We start from the raw sequence: 18,593 nt of genomic DNA on the forward strand, positions 1-18,593 counted from the left end.
ATCAGTTAGTTAAGTAAATTTCAAAATCAGGAGGCCTTTCGGAAACGGAGGGCTTTTTTAGTTAAATGAGTTCACTAGCCGAGTACTATTCGCCGGATGATCCAAATGACAAACTCCGCTTTTAGAACATTACCTTCAAACTTAAATTCACGGTTCGGCCCAACGCATAAGTATTGACGCGCTCAATTGAATTCTCATCGTTGAGGCGGTAATAGCGATTGATCACGTTGCGGTTGTCGAGCAAGTTCATGACAGAAAAACCGGCGGCCATGCTCGATTTTCCGATTCTAATTTGGTAAGAACACGAGACGTTCGACTGGAAGTAGTCGTCAAGATTGGAACTGTTCGGGTCTGCATAAGCGATTTGCCCGAAATTCGGAATGGTCTGCCCCGCCAACGGTTGGGTTTGCGGCTTTCCCGTGTACCAACGTCCGCCAACGGAAGCCTTAAATCGCTTGGCTTCGTAGCTCAAAGCACCGGTAAGCGCGTGCACGATCTCGAAATTGTTGGCAAAGTTCGGAGGCGTAAATCCATCGAAAGTATATTCGTTGCGATTAAAGCTGTAGGCGATCCAAGTGCGGAAATGCGCTGCGAACGTTTTCTGTACAAGTGCCTCGAATCCCCAGATTTTGTAATCGCCGTTGATGCGCATGAACTCGAGCTGGTTCTGGAACGATTGGCTTGCACTCGGGATCCCGTCGACATTTTTGTAAAACAAATCCACGTTCAGCAGCCAGTTTTCGCATTCATAAACTGCGCCCAAAGACGATTGGAAACTGCGCTGGATCGGAACATCATCATCGTCCGAAGCTACCCAACGCCGCTTTTCCAAGCCAAGAAAATCCTGTTGGAGGTCGATGATCTGTGAAGCGGTCTGGCTTTTGAATTCCGCAAGTGCCTCAATCCTAAATGCGTCCGTGATACGATAGTACGATCGCAATCGCGGCTCAAGACGGAATTTCCCGAAACGGTCGTAATAGTTGAACCGCAAACCCGGCGTAAGTGAGAAGTTGCCGTCTGCGCTTCGGTAGTCCAGTTGGGTCGATAGCCCATGGTTGCGCAATACGGTTTTGGTGCGGCGGCCATACTCGGGTTCGTTCACAAGATCCGTATTTAAAATCCCGGTTTCATTGTATTGATAAGCATTTTCAAACGTCAGGTTGTCCGAAATTCGAAAGACGTGGCGTATCCCCAAACCCGTGTCCAGCACCTCGTTTTCCTGGTCGACTTGCTGGTTGTTTTCGACCGACCTGTTGGTCGCGCTCAAATCGTAATTAGAAAAATAGGCGGTTGCCGTAGTAATATTCCTGTGATTCCAACGCGTCGTCCATTCCAGCGATGACCCTAAGTTGCGCTGGTCAAGCCGACTTTTCCTCGATTGTGCCTCAAGCGAATCGAATTTGGTTTGTGTGATGTCCAATCCGTTGAAGATTCCGATCCCGGCTATCGAAAAACGGCTTTTTTTACCGACTGCCTGGACGTATTGGACGGAGAAATCGTAAAAATGGAAATCGCTGTCGACTGCATAATCGATATTTTCAAATCGCTCAAGATCAGTGACCTTGGTGTTCTGGAAAATGCGATCGGAATAGGAGCGGTAAGTAGGAGAGTCCGTCCAATCGGTAAGCGAGCGCCGTGCCGAGACGCTGAGGCCGGCCGTTTTCCCGATCCTGAACTGGGCAAATGCCTCGGCGCTGATCATGTTGGCCGCCAATCCGATCCTTGTCGAATCAACCGCTCTTGTGGCGATGCTGACCGTGCTCGAAACACCTTCCCCGAAAACCGAAGGCGTACCGTTCTTGTACACGTCGATACGTTGGGGCAGTTGTGGGCTGAACGCCGAAACGAGCCCAAAGAAATGACCCGTCTGGAACATTCTTATGCCGTTCCACAAAAACAGGTTTTGGTCGTGCGTCCCGCCGCGAACGTTGATGTTCGAGATGGTTTCGTCCACGCTCAGGATCCCCGGAATCTGCTGCATGGTCTGCAATACGTCCGCCTCGATAAGGCCGGGGAGCAGGCCGAAATTCTGGGGCGAAATGCGAAGCGAAGCATCGGAGTTCTTGGTGATGCCTTTCGCGAGATAGTGATGCACCACGACTTCCTTGAGTTGCCCGGTCAAAGTGTCCGACAGGGTTTGGGCGTCAGCATCCGGTTTTGTCACCACGATGCGCGAACTTCCTGAAAATGCAAAAGCCAGCCCGGTGAGCTGACTGATATGATCGAGTTTTTGTTGAAGCGATCCATCTGGCGGAGGCGTGATCTCGAAACGCTCCACATCGGAATCCAAAAACGCAAAACGCACTTCATGTTGTTGTTCGAGACGCTGTAACACGGCGCGTAACGGCTCAGGCTTTGCCGTTTGGGCAAAAAGTCCGAAAGAAAAAAACAGCAGGAAAAGCGCGGTAAAAATTTTATTCATAGGCAGATAAAATCACCACGTCATTGCTGGTCGTGGCGTTGAGTTTATACAGTGTGCAAATCGTTGCCATCGTCTCTTGGAAGTCGGTTCCTGAAAATGTCGCGCTAACCGTTTTGTCGATTTTGGTTTTGAGCTCGATTCTGACGTCGAAGCGGCGCTCCATTTCGGCTATGACCTCCTCGAGCGGAGCGGACGTAAACTGCATTTCTCCCTGAGTCCATGCCGGTTGGGTGTTGTCCAGGACGGGAACGCCTTTCGGATTTCCATCGTCAAACACGACCCAGGTTCCCGGAGTAAGCAACGTTTTGTGGTTTCCAACCGTCACGTTGACCTTTCCTTCGTAACACTCCACTTCCAGTCGCGATCCTCTCGCTTTTACGTTGAATTGCGTCCCAACGACGGTGACTTTGCCCAAATCGGTGTTGACCTCGAACGTTTTGCCCTTGGCGACCTTAAAATAAGCTTCTCCTTTTAGCGCCAGCTCCCGCTTTTGGTTCCAGGCAGATTCGTCAAACGTAATTTCCGAACCTGAATTGAGTTCCACATGTGATGCATCGGGCAACACTAACGAGGCCGTTTTCCCGAACGCCGTATGCTCGGTCGTCATCGGATTTGGCTTTAAAATAAAAAACAAACCGGCTGAGAGAATCAAAACCGCTGCTGCGCGAAACAGGTTCGAGCGATAGAACGGGATCACTTTTGGTATTTTCGGACGCGGTTTGCCCGCCATTACCCGCGCCAGCATCTTATCCTGATCGAAAGCTTCGGTACGAAAATCCCGACTAGCATTGGCAATCCATTCATAAGTCTCAAATTCAGGAGCGTTGCGAAACGCCTTGAGTTCGTCATCGTTCATTTCGCCGGCCATCCATTTGGCAAGATCGTATTTTTCGTCTGTTTCCATATCGTCCATTTTCATATTCTCCCAATTTCGCGTCTCAAGGAAACCAGTGCCCCACTGATGCGCTTTTCTACCGCCTTGACTGAAATTTCAAGTAGTTCGGCGATCTCGTGATATTTTTTTCCGTCGATGCGGTTCATCAAAAAAGCAGTGCGTTGGGCGTCGCTCAAATTCCCTATGGCGTGATGTAAACGCGTCCGGAATTCTTCCTCTTCATACACGAATTCAGGACTTTCGGTCGTGACTGCACTCGCCGTCGTGTTCTGCGCATAAGCCAACACCACTTTTTTATGCGCAATTTTATTCAAGGCTGCGTTATTGGCGACCGTGTAGAGGTAGGATTTCGCTTTTTCCTCGGGGACGTCGGCACAATTTTCCCAAAGTTTGGCGAACGCGTCCTGGGTCAGGTCGTTCGCTTTTTCGGAATCCCCGAACTTGTACACGAGATAATTGCGCAACGAACGGGCTTGTTGTGTAAAGATCCGTGAAAAGAGACCTTCTTCACAGACGCCTCCCATCGTACAATTTTCCATACGCATTAGAAATTTCAAGGGTAAAACAGATGAAAATGGAATTACCCTACCTTTAGACAGAAACTTTTCGGCGCACTAAATTTAAGCGATTTAAAGTAGGGTTTTTAGCAAGACGGCTGTTTTTACGCTAACCAAGTAAAAAATGACATGAAAAATTTCATCCGATTTTCACTCCTGTTTTCCGTGATCGCGCTCGGCACGCTGTTTTCGTGCCAGGACGAAGAACGGGTCAACAATCCCGGCACGGCCAGTCTCGATAAAAATGCGCTGCTAACCCAAAAATTGCAGAGCGTCACCGCAAACAATACAAGTATCGACAACGTCATCGACAGCACGGACTGTTTTACCGTAAAACTTCCCGTACAGGTTTTGGTAAATGGGCAAACCGTCACGGTCGCTTCCGCAGATGAATACGCGGTCGTCGAGGAAATTCTCGAGAGCACGTCCACGGGAGGTACGGTCGATTTCGTATATCCGATCACACTCATCACGGCATCTTACGAAGAAATCCCGATTGCGAACGAAAGCCAGTTCGTTGGCGCGGTCTCAGATTGTGCAGGCTTCGAAGCAATATCGTGCATCGCGTTCGACTTCCCGGTAACGCTCAGCATTTACGACACAGGATCCCAAAATCCTTTTACGGTCGCCATCGACAGTAACCAGGAATTCTATCTTACGCTGATGAACTTGCAGGAAGCCGAAGTGTACCAGATCCAATATCCGGTGACGGCGAACAACGGCCTTGTCGTGATCAATGACAATACTGACCTTGACAACGCCATTTCGTCGGCGATCGCAGATTGCGCCTGCGAAGGCGAAACTATCCTTTCCGACGGCCTCATCCTATACCTGACCTTTGCCAACGAAGTGAAAGATCTGACCGAAATCGCCAACTCCCAGCCGATAGGCGAAATTCAATTCACGACAGACCGTAGCGACAATGCCAATGGCGCGATTTCGTTCCTGTCGGGATCGGCAGATAACCAGGTTGTCACGCCGGGAAATCCCAATAACGATATGTTGCAGGACGGAGCGTTCACGGTGAGCATTTGGTTCAATCGCCAAACACCGAATTTCGACGGCCCTGCCGAGGTTTTGTTCCGTACGAATCTTCTCGATATCGTGCTCGAAGGCCCGAATCCCGAAATTCGCAGTCCCAAAGTCCTCGCCGCCGACCAAATCGAGCTCGTCGACCAGGATTGGATAGAGGGCCAGCTTTTCGGGCAAATCGGCGTCTGGCACCATCTGGTAGTGGTTTACGACGGAAGCGTGCTTTCGCTTTATCGCGACGGTGAGCTGCGGGCAGAACAGCAAATGGAGTTTCCCCAAAGCATGATGTCGCCCAATTTCGTCGGAGGCGATTTCCGCGGATTCATCGATGACGTTCGCGTCTACAAACGCGCGCTTGAAATACAGGAAATCTTACAATTATATGGGCTCGACGGAGACGTGAACACTTGCCTCGACTAAAAATGTTTGTCGGTAATTTTGTTAGGGCGCGACGGTTTTACTCCATTGTCTTATAAACGCAATCCTGTTCAAAACCGTCAGGCTGTCCGCTTCAAGCTTCCCCAAAAAATAAGGTTTTACTGCAAAAAGCGTCGGCTTCCGTTGGTCGCCGCGTTTTTTGTGTAAAACCATTATTTTTTTAGTGAAAGGCTTTTCGCTTCCATCCTTCGCGCAAACTGGTCGGGCAACTTAGCGCGTCGTCGTAGATGGGATTTTGCCGTTTCCGTTCGTCGCTCCGTTGGTTCCGCTGCGGTCTGCGGCCGAACCTCGGTATTGGGTTCCGCAGGCTACCATCAGCGCCGTAGACGCGACAATGACCATTGCTCTGATTGCATGTATCGTTTTCATGACAGATCGGGTTTTATGTTCGAATCTAAATTAAGTTGATAATCAAAAGGTTGTCGTACATTTTTACCTTGTAATTTTGTAGGATTCGAATTTGCGGCAGGGATGGAAGCGACAGCCCGCAGCCGTTTTTCGTTGTTTTTGCAGCCGCTGGCGGCGACCAACGGAAGCCAGGCTGGGGCAATGCAAAACACGAAAAGCGGGGAGGATTAAAGCGGACAGCCCGGCGCCGGCCAGCCGGCAGTTCCCGTCACACCAAGCGATCCGGACGGCGGTCGCCCAAATCCCCAACAACCGTAATCCATTACTTAATCAATCAATCAATCTCTAATCAGGTAATCATCTAACCATCCAATTATCTAATTATCTAATTATCTAATTATCTAATTACCTCATTTGCTAATTCGCTAATTATCCCATTCGCTAATTCGCTAATTACCTCATTCGCTAATTCGCTAATTACCTCATTCGCTAATTCGCTAATTGCCCCATTCGCTAATTAGCGTTATATTTGCGACTTCATTCCAAAAGATTATGTTCGACAATTTATCAGATAAGCTCGACAAGGCTTTCCATATACTCAAAGGCCACGGCAAAATCACCGAGATCAACGTTGCCGAAACGCTTAAAGAAGTCAGGCGCGCGCTGCTTGATGCCGACGTCAACTTCAAGATTGCCAAGGATTTTACCACTCGGGTCAAAGACAAGGCGATCGGTGAAAACGTATTGACGACGCTTCAACCGGGCCAATTGATGGTAAAACTCGTCAAGGACGAACTGACCGAATTGATGGGCGGGGACGTTGCGGGAATCAACCTTTCCGGCAATCCAACGGTCATTTTGATGTCTGGATTACAAGGTTCGGGTAAGACGACATTTTCGGGCAAGCTCGCCAATTTCCTCAAAACCAAGAAAAACAAAAAGCCGCTTTTGGTAGCGGCGGATATTTACCGTCCTGCGGCGATCGACCAGTTGCACGTAGTCGGTGGCCAGATTGGCGTCGAAGTTTTCTCCGAAAGGGAAAATAAAAACGCGGTCGACATCGCCCTGAACGCGATCAAACATGCAAAAGCAAACGGCTTCAACGTCGTCATTATCGATACGGCGGGTCGTTTGGCCGTCGATGAGGAAATGATGAACGAGATCGCGAACGTCCACAAAGCGGTGAATCCTCAGGAAACGTTGTTCGTTGTGGATTCCATGACGGGTCAGGATGCGGTCAATACGGCCAAGGCATTCAACGACAGATTGAATTTTGACGGTGTGATCCTTACCAAACTCGACGGCGATACTCGAGGCGGTGCGGCTTTGTCGATCAAATCAGTCGTCAACAAGCCGATTAAATTCATCGGTACGGGCGAGAAAATGGAAGCCATCGATGTCTTTTATCCGGATCGTATGGCCGATCGTATTCTCGGAATGGGGGACGTGGTTTCCCTTGTCGAAAGAGCACAGGAGCAATTCGACGAAGAAGAAGCGCGCAAATTGCAAAAGAAGATCGCCAAGAATGAGTTTGGGTTCGACGATTTTCTCCAGCAGATCCAGCAGGTCAAGAAAATGGGTAACATGAAAGACCTGATTGGGATGATTCCGGGTGCGTCCAAAGCGATGAAAGATGTCGAAATCGAGGACGACGCCTTCAAGCATATCGAAGCGATCATCCAATCGATGACGCCAAAGGAGCGAAAAAAACCTTCCATCATAGACGTCAAACGCAAGAATCGCATCGCAAAAGGTTCGGGCACGAAACTCGAGCAGGTCAACCAACTCATGAAGCAGTTCGACCAGATGAGCAAGATGATGAAGATGATGCAAGGCCCGGGCGGAAAGCAAATGATGAAAATGATGGGCGGCGGGATGCCGGGGATGCGATAGTTAGCGAATGAATAAATTAGCGAATTAGCGAATGTGCTGGTTCGCTAATTTGTTTAATAGAAACGACCTAATTTTTCTACACTAACTTTTCGAGTTCGTTAGCCCATTGCAATTACATTTCGCAATTCGATCGCTGACCCTGACTGTTGGTGTCATAATACTATTCATTCGCTAATTCGCTAATTGACTAATTATCTAATTAATAATAAAATGCAACTCTTAGACGGAAAGAAAGTTTCGGAAGATATCAAAGTTGAAATCGCGGCTGAGGTCGCCCAAATGAGAGCCAACGGTGAGAAAGTGCCTCATCTCGCGGCGGTCATAGTAGGTAATGACGGGGCGAGTTTGACGTATGTCGGAAGCAAGGTGAAAGCCTGTGAGCGTGTTGGTTTTGAATCGACGTTGGTCAAGATGCCGAGTACGACTTCTGAAGTGGAACTTCTCAAAAAAATCAAGCAGCTCAACGAAGACGACAACATAGACGGGTTCATCGTGCAATTGCCGTTACCTCCGCAAATCGACACCCAGAAAGTGCTCATGGCGATCGATCCGACGAAAGACGTGGACGGTTTCCATCCCGAAAACTTCGGTAAAATGGCGCTCGACATGAGCACGTTTATTCCTGCGACGCCATTCGGTATCCTTGAGCTTTTGGAACGTTACGGCGTGGAAACCCAGGGAAAACACACGGTAGTCATCGGTCGTAGCCATATCGTGGGACGTCCGATGAGCATTTTGATGGGAAGAAAGGGCTTCCCAGGGAACTCGACCGTAACCCTTACCCATAGTTACACGAAAAACATAGCGCAAATCACGACACAGGCAGACATTGTCATTTCGGCTCTTGGCGTACCGAATTACCTCAAAGCCGAAATGGTCAAGGACGATGCCGTGATCATCGACGTAGGGATCACGCGCGTCATGGACGAGACCAGCGAAAAAGGCTATGTGATCACAGGCGATGTCGACTTTGAGAACGTTTCCAAGAAGGCGTCGTTCATAACGCCCGTTCCTGGAGGCGTTGGCCCGATGACGATCGCAATGTTGCTCAAGAATACGCTGTTGGCGCGCGAACGCAGACGCGATAACGAGTAAATATTTCATTTGTCGCGGATTCATGGGTTGAAACGGACATTCCGTGCAGAAGTCCGCGAATCTGCGGCAATTCTTTTCAGGTAACTTACGGTAAATTAAATTCCGCATTTATGCTAACCGAAAGACTACTCCGACAAGTCGCGTTCATAAAAGAAATCGACAAGGTCAAATACATCCTGCGCAAGACCAAGTTGCTCCACAGTGACAGATGCGAGAATGACGCCGAACACAGCTGGCATCTCGCCATGATGACGATAGTGCTGGCTGAGCACTCCAACCATCCGATAGATGTATTCAAGGTACTTAAAATGGTGCTGATCCACGATATCGTCGAGATCGATGCGGGCGACACGTTTATTTATGATGCTGCGAAAAGTCACACGAACACAAACGAGGAACTGATCGCTGCGAAAAGAATCTTCGGACTTTTGCCGCCTGAACAAGCTGAGGAATTCATCGAAATCTGGAAAGAGTTTGAAGACGGCTTTACGAACGAGGCTAAGTTTGCAAGAGCGATGGATCGGTTCGAACCGCTGCTGCAAAACACCTCGAACAACGGCGGCACATGGGTAGAATTCGACGTTCCTTATCACAAAGTGCATGAGAAGAAAAGCGCGATAGGATTGGGCTCAGCCACGATCTGGGATTATGCGGAACGGCTGATTGACGAGAGTGTTGAAAAGGGAATTTTGAGAAAAGATAGCTGAAATCTTACATTTTGATTCGTGAAAAAAGCCGCCACCACCCACCCGTAAAAATAACCGACTTCTGCATCCACACAATACAGAAAAACTGTAAAAAACCTTAAATCTTCGAACCTCGAATCGTCAACCTTCCCACCTTTTCAATAATTATTGAATCCACCTATCAGCACGATATTTCGACGCTTCCAAACACCATTTTCCTTCTCGCAATAATAGTAATTGTTGAGCACGACGCCATGCGCGCTCAAATACCAGACATACACCAAAGCCTTTTTGCGGGCGGCGTCGAAAAGCGGAAGCGAATACAAATAAACGCCTGTACGGTTATGGGAAGCATAAAACTTATCAATGTTGAGGTTGTGATAGCTCACATATTCTTTCGCCTTGACGCGCGGCTCCCACGTCTCGATATACAGCAAGCTCTTTTTCCAGGCCACCGGATTTCCACCGATGTATTTTGATATGGAATCGACCCTCTTTTGAAAATTTTTCGTGCCAGCCTCATCTTCCGGTTTGGGCTCGGCAAGGAAGTCGCCCCAGAAATGGTTGACCTCGCGGCACATATAAATCGCAGCCCTGTTTTCGGCAGCGTTGAGGTCGTTTACGAGTTGAAACGACTCGGTAACCGACGCAGGCTCCTTTTGTGAGGCGGCAGACGTAAAAGCAAACAACAAAAGGTAGAGAATTCTCATAAGCACACTATTCGTTCAGGTAATGTAAATCGACCCAAAGCCGGCCCGATTTGGTGTCGAGTAACATTTGATAAGCAGTCGTCGGTGTCTGGCCCTGGCGCAGGTAAAGTGTCGACCGTGAAGCGCCGGATACGCCCCTGGCATCGAATTCCGCAAAATTGGCCGGAGCGGCTGCCACCTGCTTAAAATCAAATTTGCGAATATATTCCCCTAAGTCGACCGTTTGCTTGTCGAGATCGAAAATCGTCGTATTGCGTTTTTTCAGTTCGTCGTAATTGCAGTTTACCGTCTTATTCGATGGAATGTCCACGGCGGCTCTCATCTCGATGTGATCGAGGTTGAACATGCCGCAGTCGTTGTTCGATGCAATGTTTTCTACAACGTTTTTGACCGCAAAAAAGGCAAGCGACAGGATCGCGACGATGATGGCCGCAGTAAGCAGCAGGATTTTTTTAGTGTTCATAGTATTGGTTGGTTATGAAATCCGAACGCTAAAAAAAATAAAAAATTGTTAAGCGTCGCCTTCTTTCCGGTATCGCGGATCGTCCTTTTTGATGATTTCGATATTGCGCTTCGGAGCAGGCCGGAAGCTGTCCGGTTTTTTGAAATCGTCGTCGCGTCGCGGTTTCTCACGGGAATCATAATTTCGCTCTCCATCGGTTTTTGGGCGAAAATCAGCTGATTTGAAGTCCTTTTTGGAAAAGTCGCGCTTGCGTTCCGGATTTTGGTCAGAATCCCCGCGCCGAAAATCGTTGTTTTGGAAATCGCGTTTTTGGAAATCCCGTTGCGGGGCATCACCAGTTCGCGCCTCGCGTTCACCGCGGCTGAAATCGCGTTTTTGGAAATCTTTTTTCTGGAAATCCTTCTTTGCAAAGTCGCGTTTCGGCTTTTCGCCTTTGAACTCTTCCTTCGAAAAACTCGCCTCTTCGGTCTTGCTCGACGGTTCGATCAAAAGGTTGAGTTGGTCGATCTCATCTTTCGAAAGTTCGCGATGGCGCCCGAGCGGCAAATCGAGTTTGATGTTGATGATGCGGGTTCGCTTGAGTTTCACCACTTCGTAACCCAAATATTCGCACATACGGCGAATCTGGCGGTTCAAGCCTTGCGTCAAAATGATCGTAAAGGTAAATTTCCCAGTGGCTTCCACGAAACATTCGCGCGTGACGGTGTCGAGAATAGGGACGCCTTTGCTCATCTTTTCGATGAAACGCTCCGAAACAGGTTGGTCAACCGTGACTTCGTATTCTTTCTCGTGATTGTTGCGCGCACGCAGGATCTTGTTGACGATCTCTCCGTCATCGGTAAGGAAAATCAAGCCTTCGCTGGCTTTGTCGAGGCGCCCGATCGGGAAAATCCGCTTGGGATAATTCAGGAAATCGATGATGTTGTCCTTTACGTCGGTATTGGTCGTACACTCGATTCCCGGAGGTTTGTTGAGTGCGAGATAGACAAATTCTCCCGTTTTTTCAACGATGAGTTTTCCGTCGATGCGGACTTCGTCTTCGAAAGAGACTTTCATGCCGAGCTCGGCCGGCTTTCCGTTAACGGTCACACGTCCGGCTTCGATTATCGTATCGGCTTCGCGCCTGGAGCAATGTCCCGTTTCCCCAATGAATTTATTGAGGCGCTTAAGGTTGTTTTCCATGATGCAAAGGTAAGGGTTCGCGTCCAATCCCAAATCCGGCATTTCATAATGTTTGCTGAATTTTGCTATATTTATGGTACAACCTACCGCTGATGAACAGGATTTTTACGATTTTTTTCGCTCTTTTTTTCGCTTTCGGATTTGCCCAGGATCGCAAGAACCAGTTCAGGTTGCGCGATCCAATGGCGAAGCACGAATTGTTCGTGGCGTTTTCCGATGCCGGTTTCGATGTTTCCCGACTTGCATCCGAATATGGATTCACGCTCGAAAAGTGGCAGGCAATCCCAGGTGATAAACTAGACAATCTCGCGCGCAACGCAGCCGATGGCGGGAAATCTGCCAATGCGTTGCGGCTGCTTTACAAAGTACGGTTGCCGAATGCTGACAACCCGCGTTTGCTTGAATTGGCGAAATCGCTGGAAAGCTTGGCGTCTGTGCGATATTGTATCGTTAAAAGTGAAAGCCCGATTCCTCCACCTAACGACATTCCGCCAACCACACCGAATTACGTTTCCCAGCAAACCTACATACAATCGAATCCCGGCGTGAACATGCAGGTGGCGTGGAATATGGGGCTGACCGGAAGCGGAATCAAGGTGCGCGATGTCGAATACGGATTCAACAAAAATCACGAGGAATTCAATTCCAATCCCAACATTTTCATGCAAGCGGGCGCCGTACTGAACGAAGGCGTTTCCGAAGCCTATTCCGAGCACGGAACCGCAGTGGTCGGTATTCTCGCAGGCGATGACGGCGCATATGGCGTGACGGGAATGGTGCACGGTATTTCCGAATTGGTGCAATATCCGGAATGGACGACGGAAGGATTCAATCCGTCCCAAGCCGTGGCTTCGGCCTTGGCAGATTCGTCTCAAGGCGATGTGATTATTCTCGAAATGCAGGAATATGGCATCAACGACCAATTTGTTCCCGCCGAATACGACAACCTGATCTGGGACTTGACCCAGGCGGCTATACAATCCGGAATATTGGTCGTGGCGGCGGCAGGCAACGGCAACGTCAACCTGAACGCGCAAGGGTATGAGCCTTATATGCAGCGCGGCGACAGCGGTGCGATCCTCGTGGGTGCCGGAACCGCAGATATAAATCACGACAAGATTTCGTACAGCACCTACGGCAGCCGGATCAACCTTCAGGCTTGGGGAACCAACATCAGGACGACGGGTTATGGGAATTTCGCCCAAATCGGAGGCGATTTCAACCAACGGTATACGACATTTTCTGGGACAAGCGCGGCTACACCTGTCGTCGCATCCTGTGCAATCGCGCTGCAATCCTATTACCACGAACTTACGGGCACTTACCTCAGTCCGCTGCAAGTGCGACAGATTTTGACCGAAACCGGAATTGCCCAGGGAGTTGGAGGCCACATCGGACCTATCCCGAATATGGAAGCGGCACTCGCAGCGGTTGCACAATTGAGTACGGACAAGGTCAAAGGCCTGGCTTTCGCACCGTATCCGAATCCTGCGCGAACAACGCTTTCCGTTTCAGGCCAGCTTTCGGATAACGCGAAAATCGAGATCGTCGATACCGTTGGGAAACTCGTTTTGGTTTCGAGCCAAAAAACGATGGATGTTTCGGCACTGGCGTCCGGGATTTATTTTGTGAAGATTTCGGACGATGGGAAATCCGGCGTAAAGCGTTTCGTAAAAATATAGCAGCTCACTAATCCTCGAACAGAAATGCCGCCACTTCGCGGTATACGACGTCCCCGTGCATACTGTGGCCGAGCCCCGATGTCGTGACCAGACGCGCATTCGGCCAGGATGAAACGATTTTTTCGGACTCTGCCACCAACACGACATCGTCTTCTGTATCGTGCACGATCAAGCCGTGAAGCCCGAGGTTTTTGCCAAATACACGAGGATTGTAATCGTTGGGATGGAAGTTGAAATTGTCGACGAAATAATCACAAAGAAAGTTGCGCGATCGCGCGTTCAGGCTCAACAGTTTTCGGTAGTTGTCAATGATCGGGTTCAGTTCCGCGGGAGAGCCCAACAACACCAGTTTCCGTAATTTCGGGTTTTGGTAGACGTGTTGGAAATACAAGCTCGCCGATCCGCCCAGCGAATGCCCGATAAGGTAATCGGGTTGAAATTTTTCCGCGGCAGCGTTGATGAAAGCCGCGTATTTGGGCAAGCTGAAACTTCCGGCTGACAAACCGTGGTCGGGAGCGTCCAATGCCACGATCGTACATCCCGATGCCTGTAAATAAGGCAATAGTCTTTCCCATCGCCACGAGTTGCTGTCCCAGCCGTGCGCCAGCAAAACCACGGCTCCATTTCCTTTCCAGGTGTAGGTTTGTATGGTGTCGCCGTTCAGCGAAAGCGTTTCCCTATGTGTCTTTTGCAACAGCTCGGGCAACGCGTTATGTCGCAATTTCCCGTCGCGGGGCTTGCTAAAGAAATAATAAACTGTGGCTTTTGCCCTTTTCGGATGCAAAAAGCTCAGCAGGTTGATGTAGAGCCCGATCGATTTGGTAAGTAAGTAGTATCGAAGTTTTCGCATAAAAAAAAAGCCCCAATCAAGGGGCTTATATTTAGTGTTTGAACTCAGAGAAAAGTTGGTCCATTTTTTCGCGCTCCTCGACGGCAAGGACATTGTCGATAAGGATTCTCCCGGAATGCTCGTCGGTGATGATTTTCTTACGGGCCGCAATTTCCACCTGTGTTTGAGGCGGAATCGTGAAATAAGAACCTGCCGAAGCGCCGCGTTCTATCGATACGACAGCCAAGCCGTTGCGCACGCTGGTGCGGATGCGATCGTAGGCTACAAGCAAACGGTCCTCGATCTGGCTTCTGTATTCTGCAGATTTGTCGGCAAGGAAGTTCTCTTCTTTCGCAGTCTCGGCCATGATGTCCTCAAGTTCCGATTTTTTGTGCTTAAGATGGGAAGACTTGGTCTCCAGTCGCTCTTTCGATTGGGAAATCACTTCTTTCTTGTGCTCGATGGAAGCTTTCATTTCCTTGATTTGCTTCTCGGCCAACTGGATTTCCAATTCCTGGAATTCCACTTCTTTTGTCAAAGCATTGAACTCGCGGTTGTTGCGAACCGTTTCCTGCTGCTTTGTGTATTTTTTGATGGCTTCTTTGTGGTCTTCGATCGCTGTCTTACGGCTCTTGATGCTGTCCTCGATGACTTCGAGTTCGCTCTTGAGTTTGTCAAGGCGCGTGCTCAAACCGGCCACTTCATCCTCGAGGTCTTCCACTTCGAGAGGCAATTCGCCGCGCACGTTGCGGATTTCGTCGATACGGGTATCGATGAGCTGCAAATCGTACAACGCTCTCAACTTGTCTTCAACACTCAATTCTTTAACGGATGTCGCCATATTTAAAAGTACTTAACTGGATTGGTATTAACTTCGGATAAAATGATTGCAAAATTAGGGATTTTTTCCTTAAGAAAATCAACCATGTAATTTTTTGTAAAACGCTCGCTTTCAAAGTGGCCGATGTCGAGCAAAAGCAGTTCGTTTTCGGCCTCGTAAAATTGGTGGTATTTGAGGTCGGATGTCACGAAAGCGTCTGCACCTGCGCGTTTTGCGGCCGAGATGGCAAAGCTTCCCGAACCGCCGAGCACCGCCACTTTTTTCACGGGTCTATCGCGGTATTGCGAATGCCGGATGCCTTCCGCCTGCATCGCATCCTTGACCAATTGCAGGAAATCACGCTCCGTCCTGGCCGTTTTGAGCTCGCCTATCATGCCCAAACCGATGTTTTTAAGCTCATTGCGCAAGTCGTAAATTTCATACGCAACTTCCTCATAAGGATGCGAAACGAAAAGCGCGTCGAGGATTTTTTTGCTCAGGTACGACTCGAACGTCACTTCAATCTTCGTTTCATCGGCTTTCACGAATTCGTGCTTTTGTCCCACGACGGGATTGCTGTCCGAATTCCCCTGATACGTGCCGATTCCTTCAGAATTAAAGCTGCAATTTTCGTAATTCCCGATTTTCCCGGCTCCGGCCGCAAATAGCGCATTTCGCACTGCGTCGGCATTTTCGACAGGGGCGAACGTGACGAGTTTGCGGATGAAGTCCTTTTTCGGAACCAAAATTTTGGTATTCACCAATCCGAGCGCATCGCAAAAAATCTTGTTCACTCCGTTTTTGTGATTGTCCAAGGCGGTGTGCACGGCGTAGATCGCAATGTCGTTTTTGATCGCTTTGAGGATCGAGCGCTCGACATAATTGGCGCCCGTAATCTTTTTCAGGCCGGAAAATAAAATAGGGTGAAAGCAAACCACAAGGTTGCAGTTGTTGCGGATCGCCTCGTCGATGACTTGCTCCAAAGCATCGTGACACACCAGGACGCCCTTAGCCTCGGCATTGCGGTCGCCCACGAGCAATCCGACGTTGTCGAAATCTTCGGCATAGGCCAGAGGCGCCATTTCGTCGAGAACGGCGATGATATCTTTTATCTTCATTAGGTTGACCAGGAATTTAGGTGCTCTTTGATAATCCAGCCGGATGCCGTCTTGTGCATCAGCAACACGCTGCCGTTGTTGTGCTCGATACTGCGGTAAAACGTGACCTTGACGAGTGCTTTTTCGCCGTTTTCGAACAACACGGGCTTGCTCACGATCATCAAGCGTTGGTTGTTCAGGTTGAGCTTGGCGCGCCTTTCCTGGTATTGTTCAACGGAAAGACAATCGTTTATTTTTTGCCGGATTTTAGTCTCGTCGCCCTCGTAGACCGCTTCGAGTTCGGTCTGCCAATTTGCAGGCTGAGTGTCGGTATTGACCTGCTGGCGGATCTGCTTTACCGATTGTGCAGGTAATTTCAGGTTTTGGACAGCTTCGAAAATCTCCTCGTTGTTGTTCGCTTTTTCACAATAAAGGAAAAGCAGTTGTTGGCGGCCTTTTACGACGACTTTCTCGTTCTTGTAATAATGCTTGACGATAGTCGCCAGAATTCCTGCCGATGGAGATTGGGCGAAGACGGACGCCGTAAAAACAAGCGCGGCAAGCGTAAATAGCGTTCTCAACTTCATTTCGGGAGGTGATTTTATACGGTTACCAAAGATAAAAATTATATTTGCGTACATGATGCTGATCCGCAAAATACTGTTCCCTTTCGCCGCGATTTACAGTTTAGTCACCGGTTTGCGCAATTATTTTTACGACAAGGGCATTTTCAAATCGACCTCGTTCGACATTCCCGTGATCGCCGTCGGAAACCTTAGTGTAGGCGGAACGGGGAAATCGCCACAGATCGAATATTTGCTGCGGTTGCTCTCGCATGATTTCAAAGTAGCGACGCTGAGCCGCGGCTATAAGCGAAAATCAAGTGGTTTCGTTTTGGCGGATGCGAATTCGGATGCGGAAATTTTGGGAGACGAGCCTTATCAGTTCCATCGTAAATTCCCGGAAGTTTCCGTAGCCGTCGACGCCGACCGGACAAACGGCATAAAGCAACTCATCGCACTTAAAAATCCCGATGTCGTATTGCTCGACGACGCGTTCCAGCACCGCAAGGTCAAAGCGGGATTTTATATTTTACTGACGACGTTCAACGAGCTTTACACGGACGATTTCCTGCTTCCGACGGGAAATTTGCGCGAAAGCAGACGCGGCGCCAAACGTGCCGACACCATCGTCGTGACCAAATGCCCGAAAAATTTGTCGCCTCAGATGCAAAATGCCGTTCGCCTGAAACTGCGTTTAAAGCCGCATCAGCAACTGTTTTTTAGTTTTGTCGATTATGACGGTTTTGTTTTTTCCGACAAGGAAAAGTTTCCCGTAGACCAGATGCGTAGCCATCAGAAGCTGCTGATCGCCGGGATCGCCAAGCCAAAGCCGTTTTTTGCCCATCTCGAAAACGAAAACGACGATGTCATGGAATTTCCGGACCACCATCATTTTTCGGATGCGGATATCGCTAAAATCAATGAAAAGGCTGGAGGGCGCCCAATCGTCACGACCGAAAAAGATTATGTGCGGTTGCACGACAAAACAATCAAAAATCTTTATTACTTACCGATAAAGTCGACGTTGCTGGCCGAAGCCGACCGATTCGATCAAACCATTCTTAATTATGTGGGAAAACGTACAGCAGACTGTTGAGTTCATCAAAAGCAAAATAGACATCAACCCGGAATACGGTGTCATCCTGGGTTCCGGCCTCGGCGGGTTTACCGACGATATCGAAATCGAATACACATTGCCGTACCGCAAGATCCCGAATTTTCCGACCTCTACCGTCGAGGGCCACAAAGGCGCTTTGGTATTTGGTTCGATAGGCGGGAAAAAGGTGGTGGCCATGGCCGGCCGTTTCCATTTTTACGAAGGCTATGCGATGCAGGACGTGACGTTCCCCGTTCGCGTGATGAAGCATTTGGGCGTGAAAACCTTGATCGTGTCGAATGCGTCGGGAGGTGTCAATGAAAATTACAAAGTGGGCGATATCGTGATCATCTACGATCATATCAACATGATGCCCGAGCACCCGTTAAGAGGCAAAAACGACGAACGTTTCGGGCCGCGTTTCGTCAATATGGGCGAGCCGTATTCGCGCAAACTCATCGCCAAAGGCAAAACAGTCGCCGCAGATTTAGGCATCGAAGTCAAAGACGGCATTTACTTAGGCCTTCAAGGCCCGACGTTCGAAACGCTCGCCGAATACCGCATGGTAAAAATTCTTGGCGCGGATTGCGTCGGGATGTCGACGGTTCCGGAAGTCATCGTGGCACGGCACATGGAAATGGACGTTTTTGGTGTTTCGGTGATTACCGATATCGGGCATGAAGATTCGATAGCCGAAGTCAACCACGAAGAAGTGTTGCAGGCCGCGGCAAAAGCGGAACCGAAAGTGAGGGCGCTGATTCGCGAATTCATCGGGCGTTGATGTT

17 protein-coding genes and 1 pseudogene are annotated in these 18,593 nt (G+C 49.2%); 7 read left to right on the top strand and 11 right to left on the bottom strand.

The window, feature by feature from the left end:
* Window positions 1-121: 121 nt before the first annotated feature.
* Genes HC229_RS07955 through HC229_RS07965 form a run of 3 tightly spaced genes read right to left on the bottom strand, consistent with a single transcriptional unit; the run spans window position 122 to window position 3,856 of the window.
* A complete protein-coding gene (locus HC229_RS07955; protein ID WP_191019951.1) occupies window positions 122-2,422 on the bottom strand; it encodes a TonB-dependent receptor plug domain-containing protein in 2,301 nt (766 codons plus the stop codon).
* Complete coding sequence (locus tag HC229_RS07960; RefSeq protein ID WP_191019952.1) at window positions 2,415-3,326, bottom strand: FecR family protein; 912 nt, start codon at window positions 3,324-3,326, stop codon at window positions 2,415-2,417. Before HC229_RS07960 ends, HC229_RS07955 begins: the two co-directional genes overlap by 8 nt.
* Before the next feature lie 11 nt (window positions 3,327-3,337).
* Complete coding sequence (locus tag HC229_RS07965) at window positions 3,338-3,856, bottom strand: RNA polymerase sigma factor (protein ID WP_191019953.1); 519 nt, start codon at window positions 3,854-3,856, stop codon at window positions 3,338-3,340.
* Between the two features lie 147 nt (window positions 3,857-4,003).
* Between HC229_RS07965 and HC229_RS07970 the strand changes: the two genes are divergently transcribed.
* Window positions 4,004-5,326, top strand: coding sequence for a LamG domain-containing protein (locus HC229_RS07970; protein ID WP_191019954.1), 1,323 nt, complete (start codon window positions 4,004-4,006; stop codon window positions 5,324-5,326).
* Window positions 5,327-5,554: 228 nt separating this feature from the next.
* Here the strand turns inward: HC229_RS07970 and HC229_RS07975 are convergent, their stop codons facing one another.
* Window positions 5,555-5,713, bottom strand: coding sequence for a hypothetical protein (locus HC229_RS07975; protein WP_191019955.1), 159 nt, complete (start codon window positions 5,711-5,713; stop codon window positions 5,555-5,557).
* Between the two features lie 531 nt (window positions 5,714-6,244).
* Here HC229_RS07975 and ffh point away from each other — a divergent pair.
* From ffh to HC229_RS07990, 3 genes are all read left to right on the top strand, one after another.
* Window positions 6,245-7,585: a signal recognition particle protein gene (gene ffh, locus HC229_RS07980; RefSeq protein WP_191019956.1), complete on the top strand. Its 1,341-nt coding sequence runs from the start codon at window positions 6,245-6,247 to the stop codon at window positions 7,583-7,585.
* A gap of 210 nt (window positions 7,586-7,795) precedes the next feature.
* A complete protein-coding gene (locus tag HC229_RS07985; protein ID WP_191019957.1) occupies window positions 7,796-8,680 on the top strand; it encodes a bifunctional 5,10-methylenetetrahydrofolate dehydrogenase/5,10-methenyltetrahydrofolate cyclohydrolase in 885 nt (294 codons plus the stop codon).
* Window positions 8,681-8,790: 110 nt separating this feature from the next.
* Window positions 8,791-9,387 carry an HD domain-containing protein gene (locus tag HC229_RS07990; protein WP_191019958.1) on the top strand — a complete coding sequence of 199 codons (597 nt, stop codon included), beginning with the start codon at window positions 8,791-8,793 and terminating at the stop codon, window positions 9,385-9,387.
* A gap of 137 nt (window positions 9,388-9,524) precedes the next feature.
* Here the strand turns inward: HC229_RS07990 and HC229_RS07995 are convergent, their stop codons facing one another.
* The 3 genes and pseudogenes from HC229_RS07995 to rluF all read right to left on the bottom strand — a co-directional run.
* The gene (locus HC229_RS07995; protein WP_191019959.1) at window positions 9,525-10,076 is read right to left on the bottom strand and encodes a hypothetical protein; all 552 of its coding nucleotides are present in this window, start codon (window positions 10,074-10,076) and stop codon (window positions 9,525-9,527) included.
* 7 nt (window positions 10,077-10,083) lie between these two features.
* On the bottom strand, window positions 10,084-10,539 hold the full coding sequence (locus HC229_RS08000) for a hypothetical protein (protein WP_191019960.1): 456 nt from the start codon (window positions 10,537-10,539) through the stop codon (window positions 10,084-10,086).
* 348 nt (window positions 10,540-10,887) lie between these two features.
* Window positions 10,888-11,721, bottom strand: a pseudogene (rluF, locus tag HC229_RS08005) (23S rRNA pseudouridine(2604) synthase RluF); the annotation flags it as partial.
* 92 nt (window positions 11,722-11,813) lie between these two features.
* Here rluF and HC229_RS08010 point away from each other — a divergent pair.
* Entirely contained in the window at window positions 11,814-13,403 is a 1,590-nt protein-coding gene (locus tag HC229_RS08010) for a S8/S53 family peptidase (RefSeq protein ID WP_191019961.1), read from the top strand.
* Between the two features lie 7 nt (window positions 13,404-13,410).
* On the opposite strand, the gene HC229_RS08015 is transcribed toward HC229_RS08010, so the two are convergent.
* From HC229_RS08015 to HC229_RS08030, 4 genes are read right to left on the bottom strand one after another with little or no spacing between them, the layout of a single operon-like run.
* Window positions 13,411-14,253 (bottom strand): alpha/beta fold hydrolase, encoded by an 843-nt coding sequence (locus tag HC229_RS08015; protein WP_191019962.1) that lies wholly within the window; start codon window positions 14,251-14,253, stop codon window positions 13,411-13,413.
* Window positions 14,254-14,284: 31 nt separating this feature from the next.
* Window positions 14,285-15,073 carry a zinc ribbon domain-containing protein gene (locus tag HC229_RS08020; RefSeq protein ID WP_191019963.1) on the bottom strand — a complete coding sequence of 263 codons (789 nt, stop codon included), beginning with the start codon at window positions 15,071-15,073 and terminating at the stop codon, window positions 14,285-14,287.
* Window positions 15,074-15,075: 2 nt separating this feature from the next.
* The gene (locus HC229_RS08025) at window positions 15,076-16,170 is read right to left on the bottom strand and encodes a Nif3-like dinuclear metal center hexameric protein (protein WP_191019964.1); all 1,095 of its coding nucleotides are present in this window, start codon (window positions 16,168-16,170) and stop codon (window positions 15,076-15,078) included.
* Window positions 16,170-16,736, bottom strand: a complete 567-nt coding sequence (locus HC229_RS08030) for a hypothetical protein (RefSeq protein WP_191019965.1) — start codon at window positions 16,734-16,736, stop codon at window positions 16,170-16,172. Before HC229_RS08030 ends, HC229_RS08025 begins: the two co-directional genes overlap by 1 nt.
* A gap of 52 nt (window positions 16,737-16,788) precedes the next feature.
* Between HC229_RS08030 and lpxK the strand changes: the two genes are divergently transcribed.
* Window positions 16,789-17,808: a tetraacyldisaccharide 4'-kinase gene (gene lpxK / locus HC229_RS08035; RefSeq protein ID WP_191019966.1), complete on the top strand. Its 1,020-nt coding sequence runs from the start codon at window positions 16,789-16,791 to the stop codon at window positions 17,806-17,808.
* Window positions 17,780-18,589 carry a purine-nucleoside phosphorylase gene (locus HC229_RS08040; protein WP_191019967.1) on the top strand — a complete coding sequence of 270 codons (810 nt, stop codon included), beginning with the start codon at window positions 17,780-17,782 and terminating at the stop codon, window positions 18,587-18,589. Before lpxK ends, HC229_RS08040 begins: the two co-directional genes overlap by 29 nt.
* Window positions 18,590-18,593 lie beyond the last annotated feature (4 nt).

Source organism: Flavobacterium selenitireducens, from assembly GCF_014748335.1.
Taxonomy (GTDB): domain Bacteria; phylum Bacteroidota; class Bacteroidia; order Flavobacteriales; family Flavobacteriaceae; genus Flavobacterium; species Flavobacterium selenitireducens.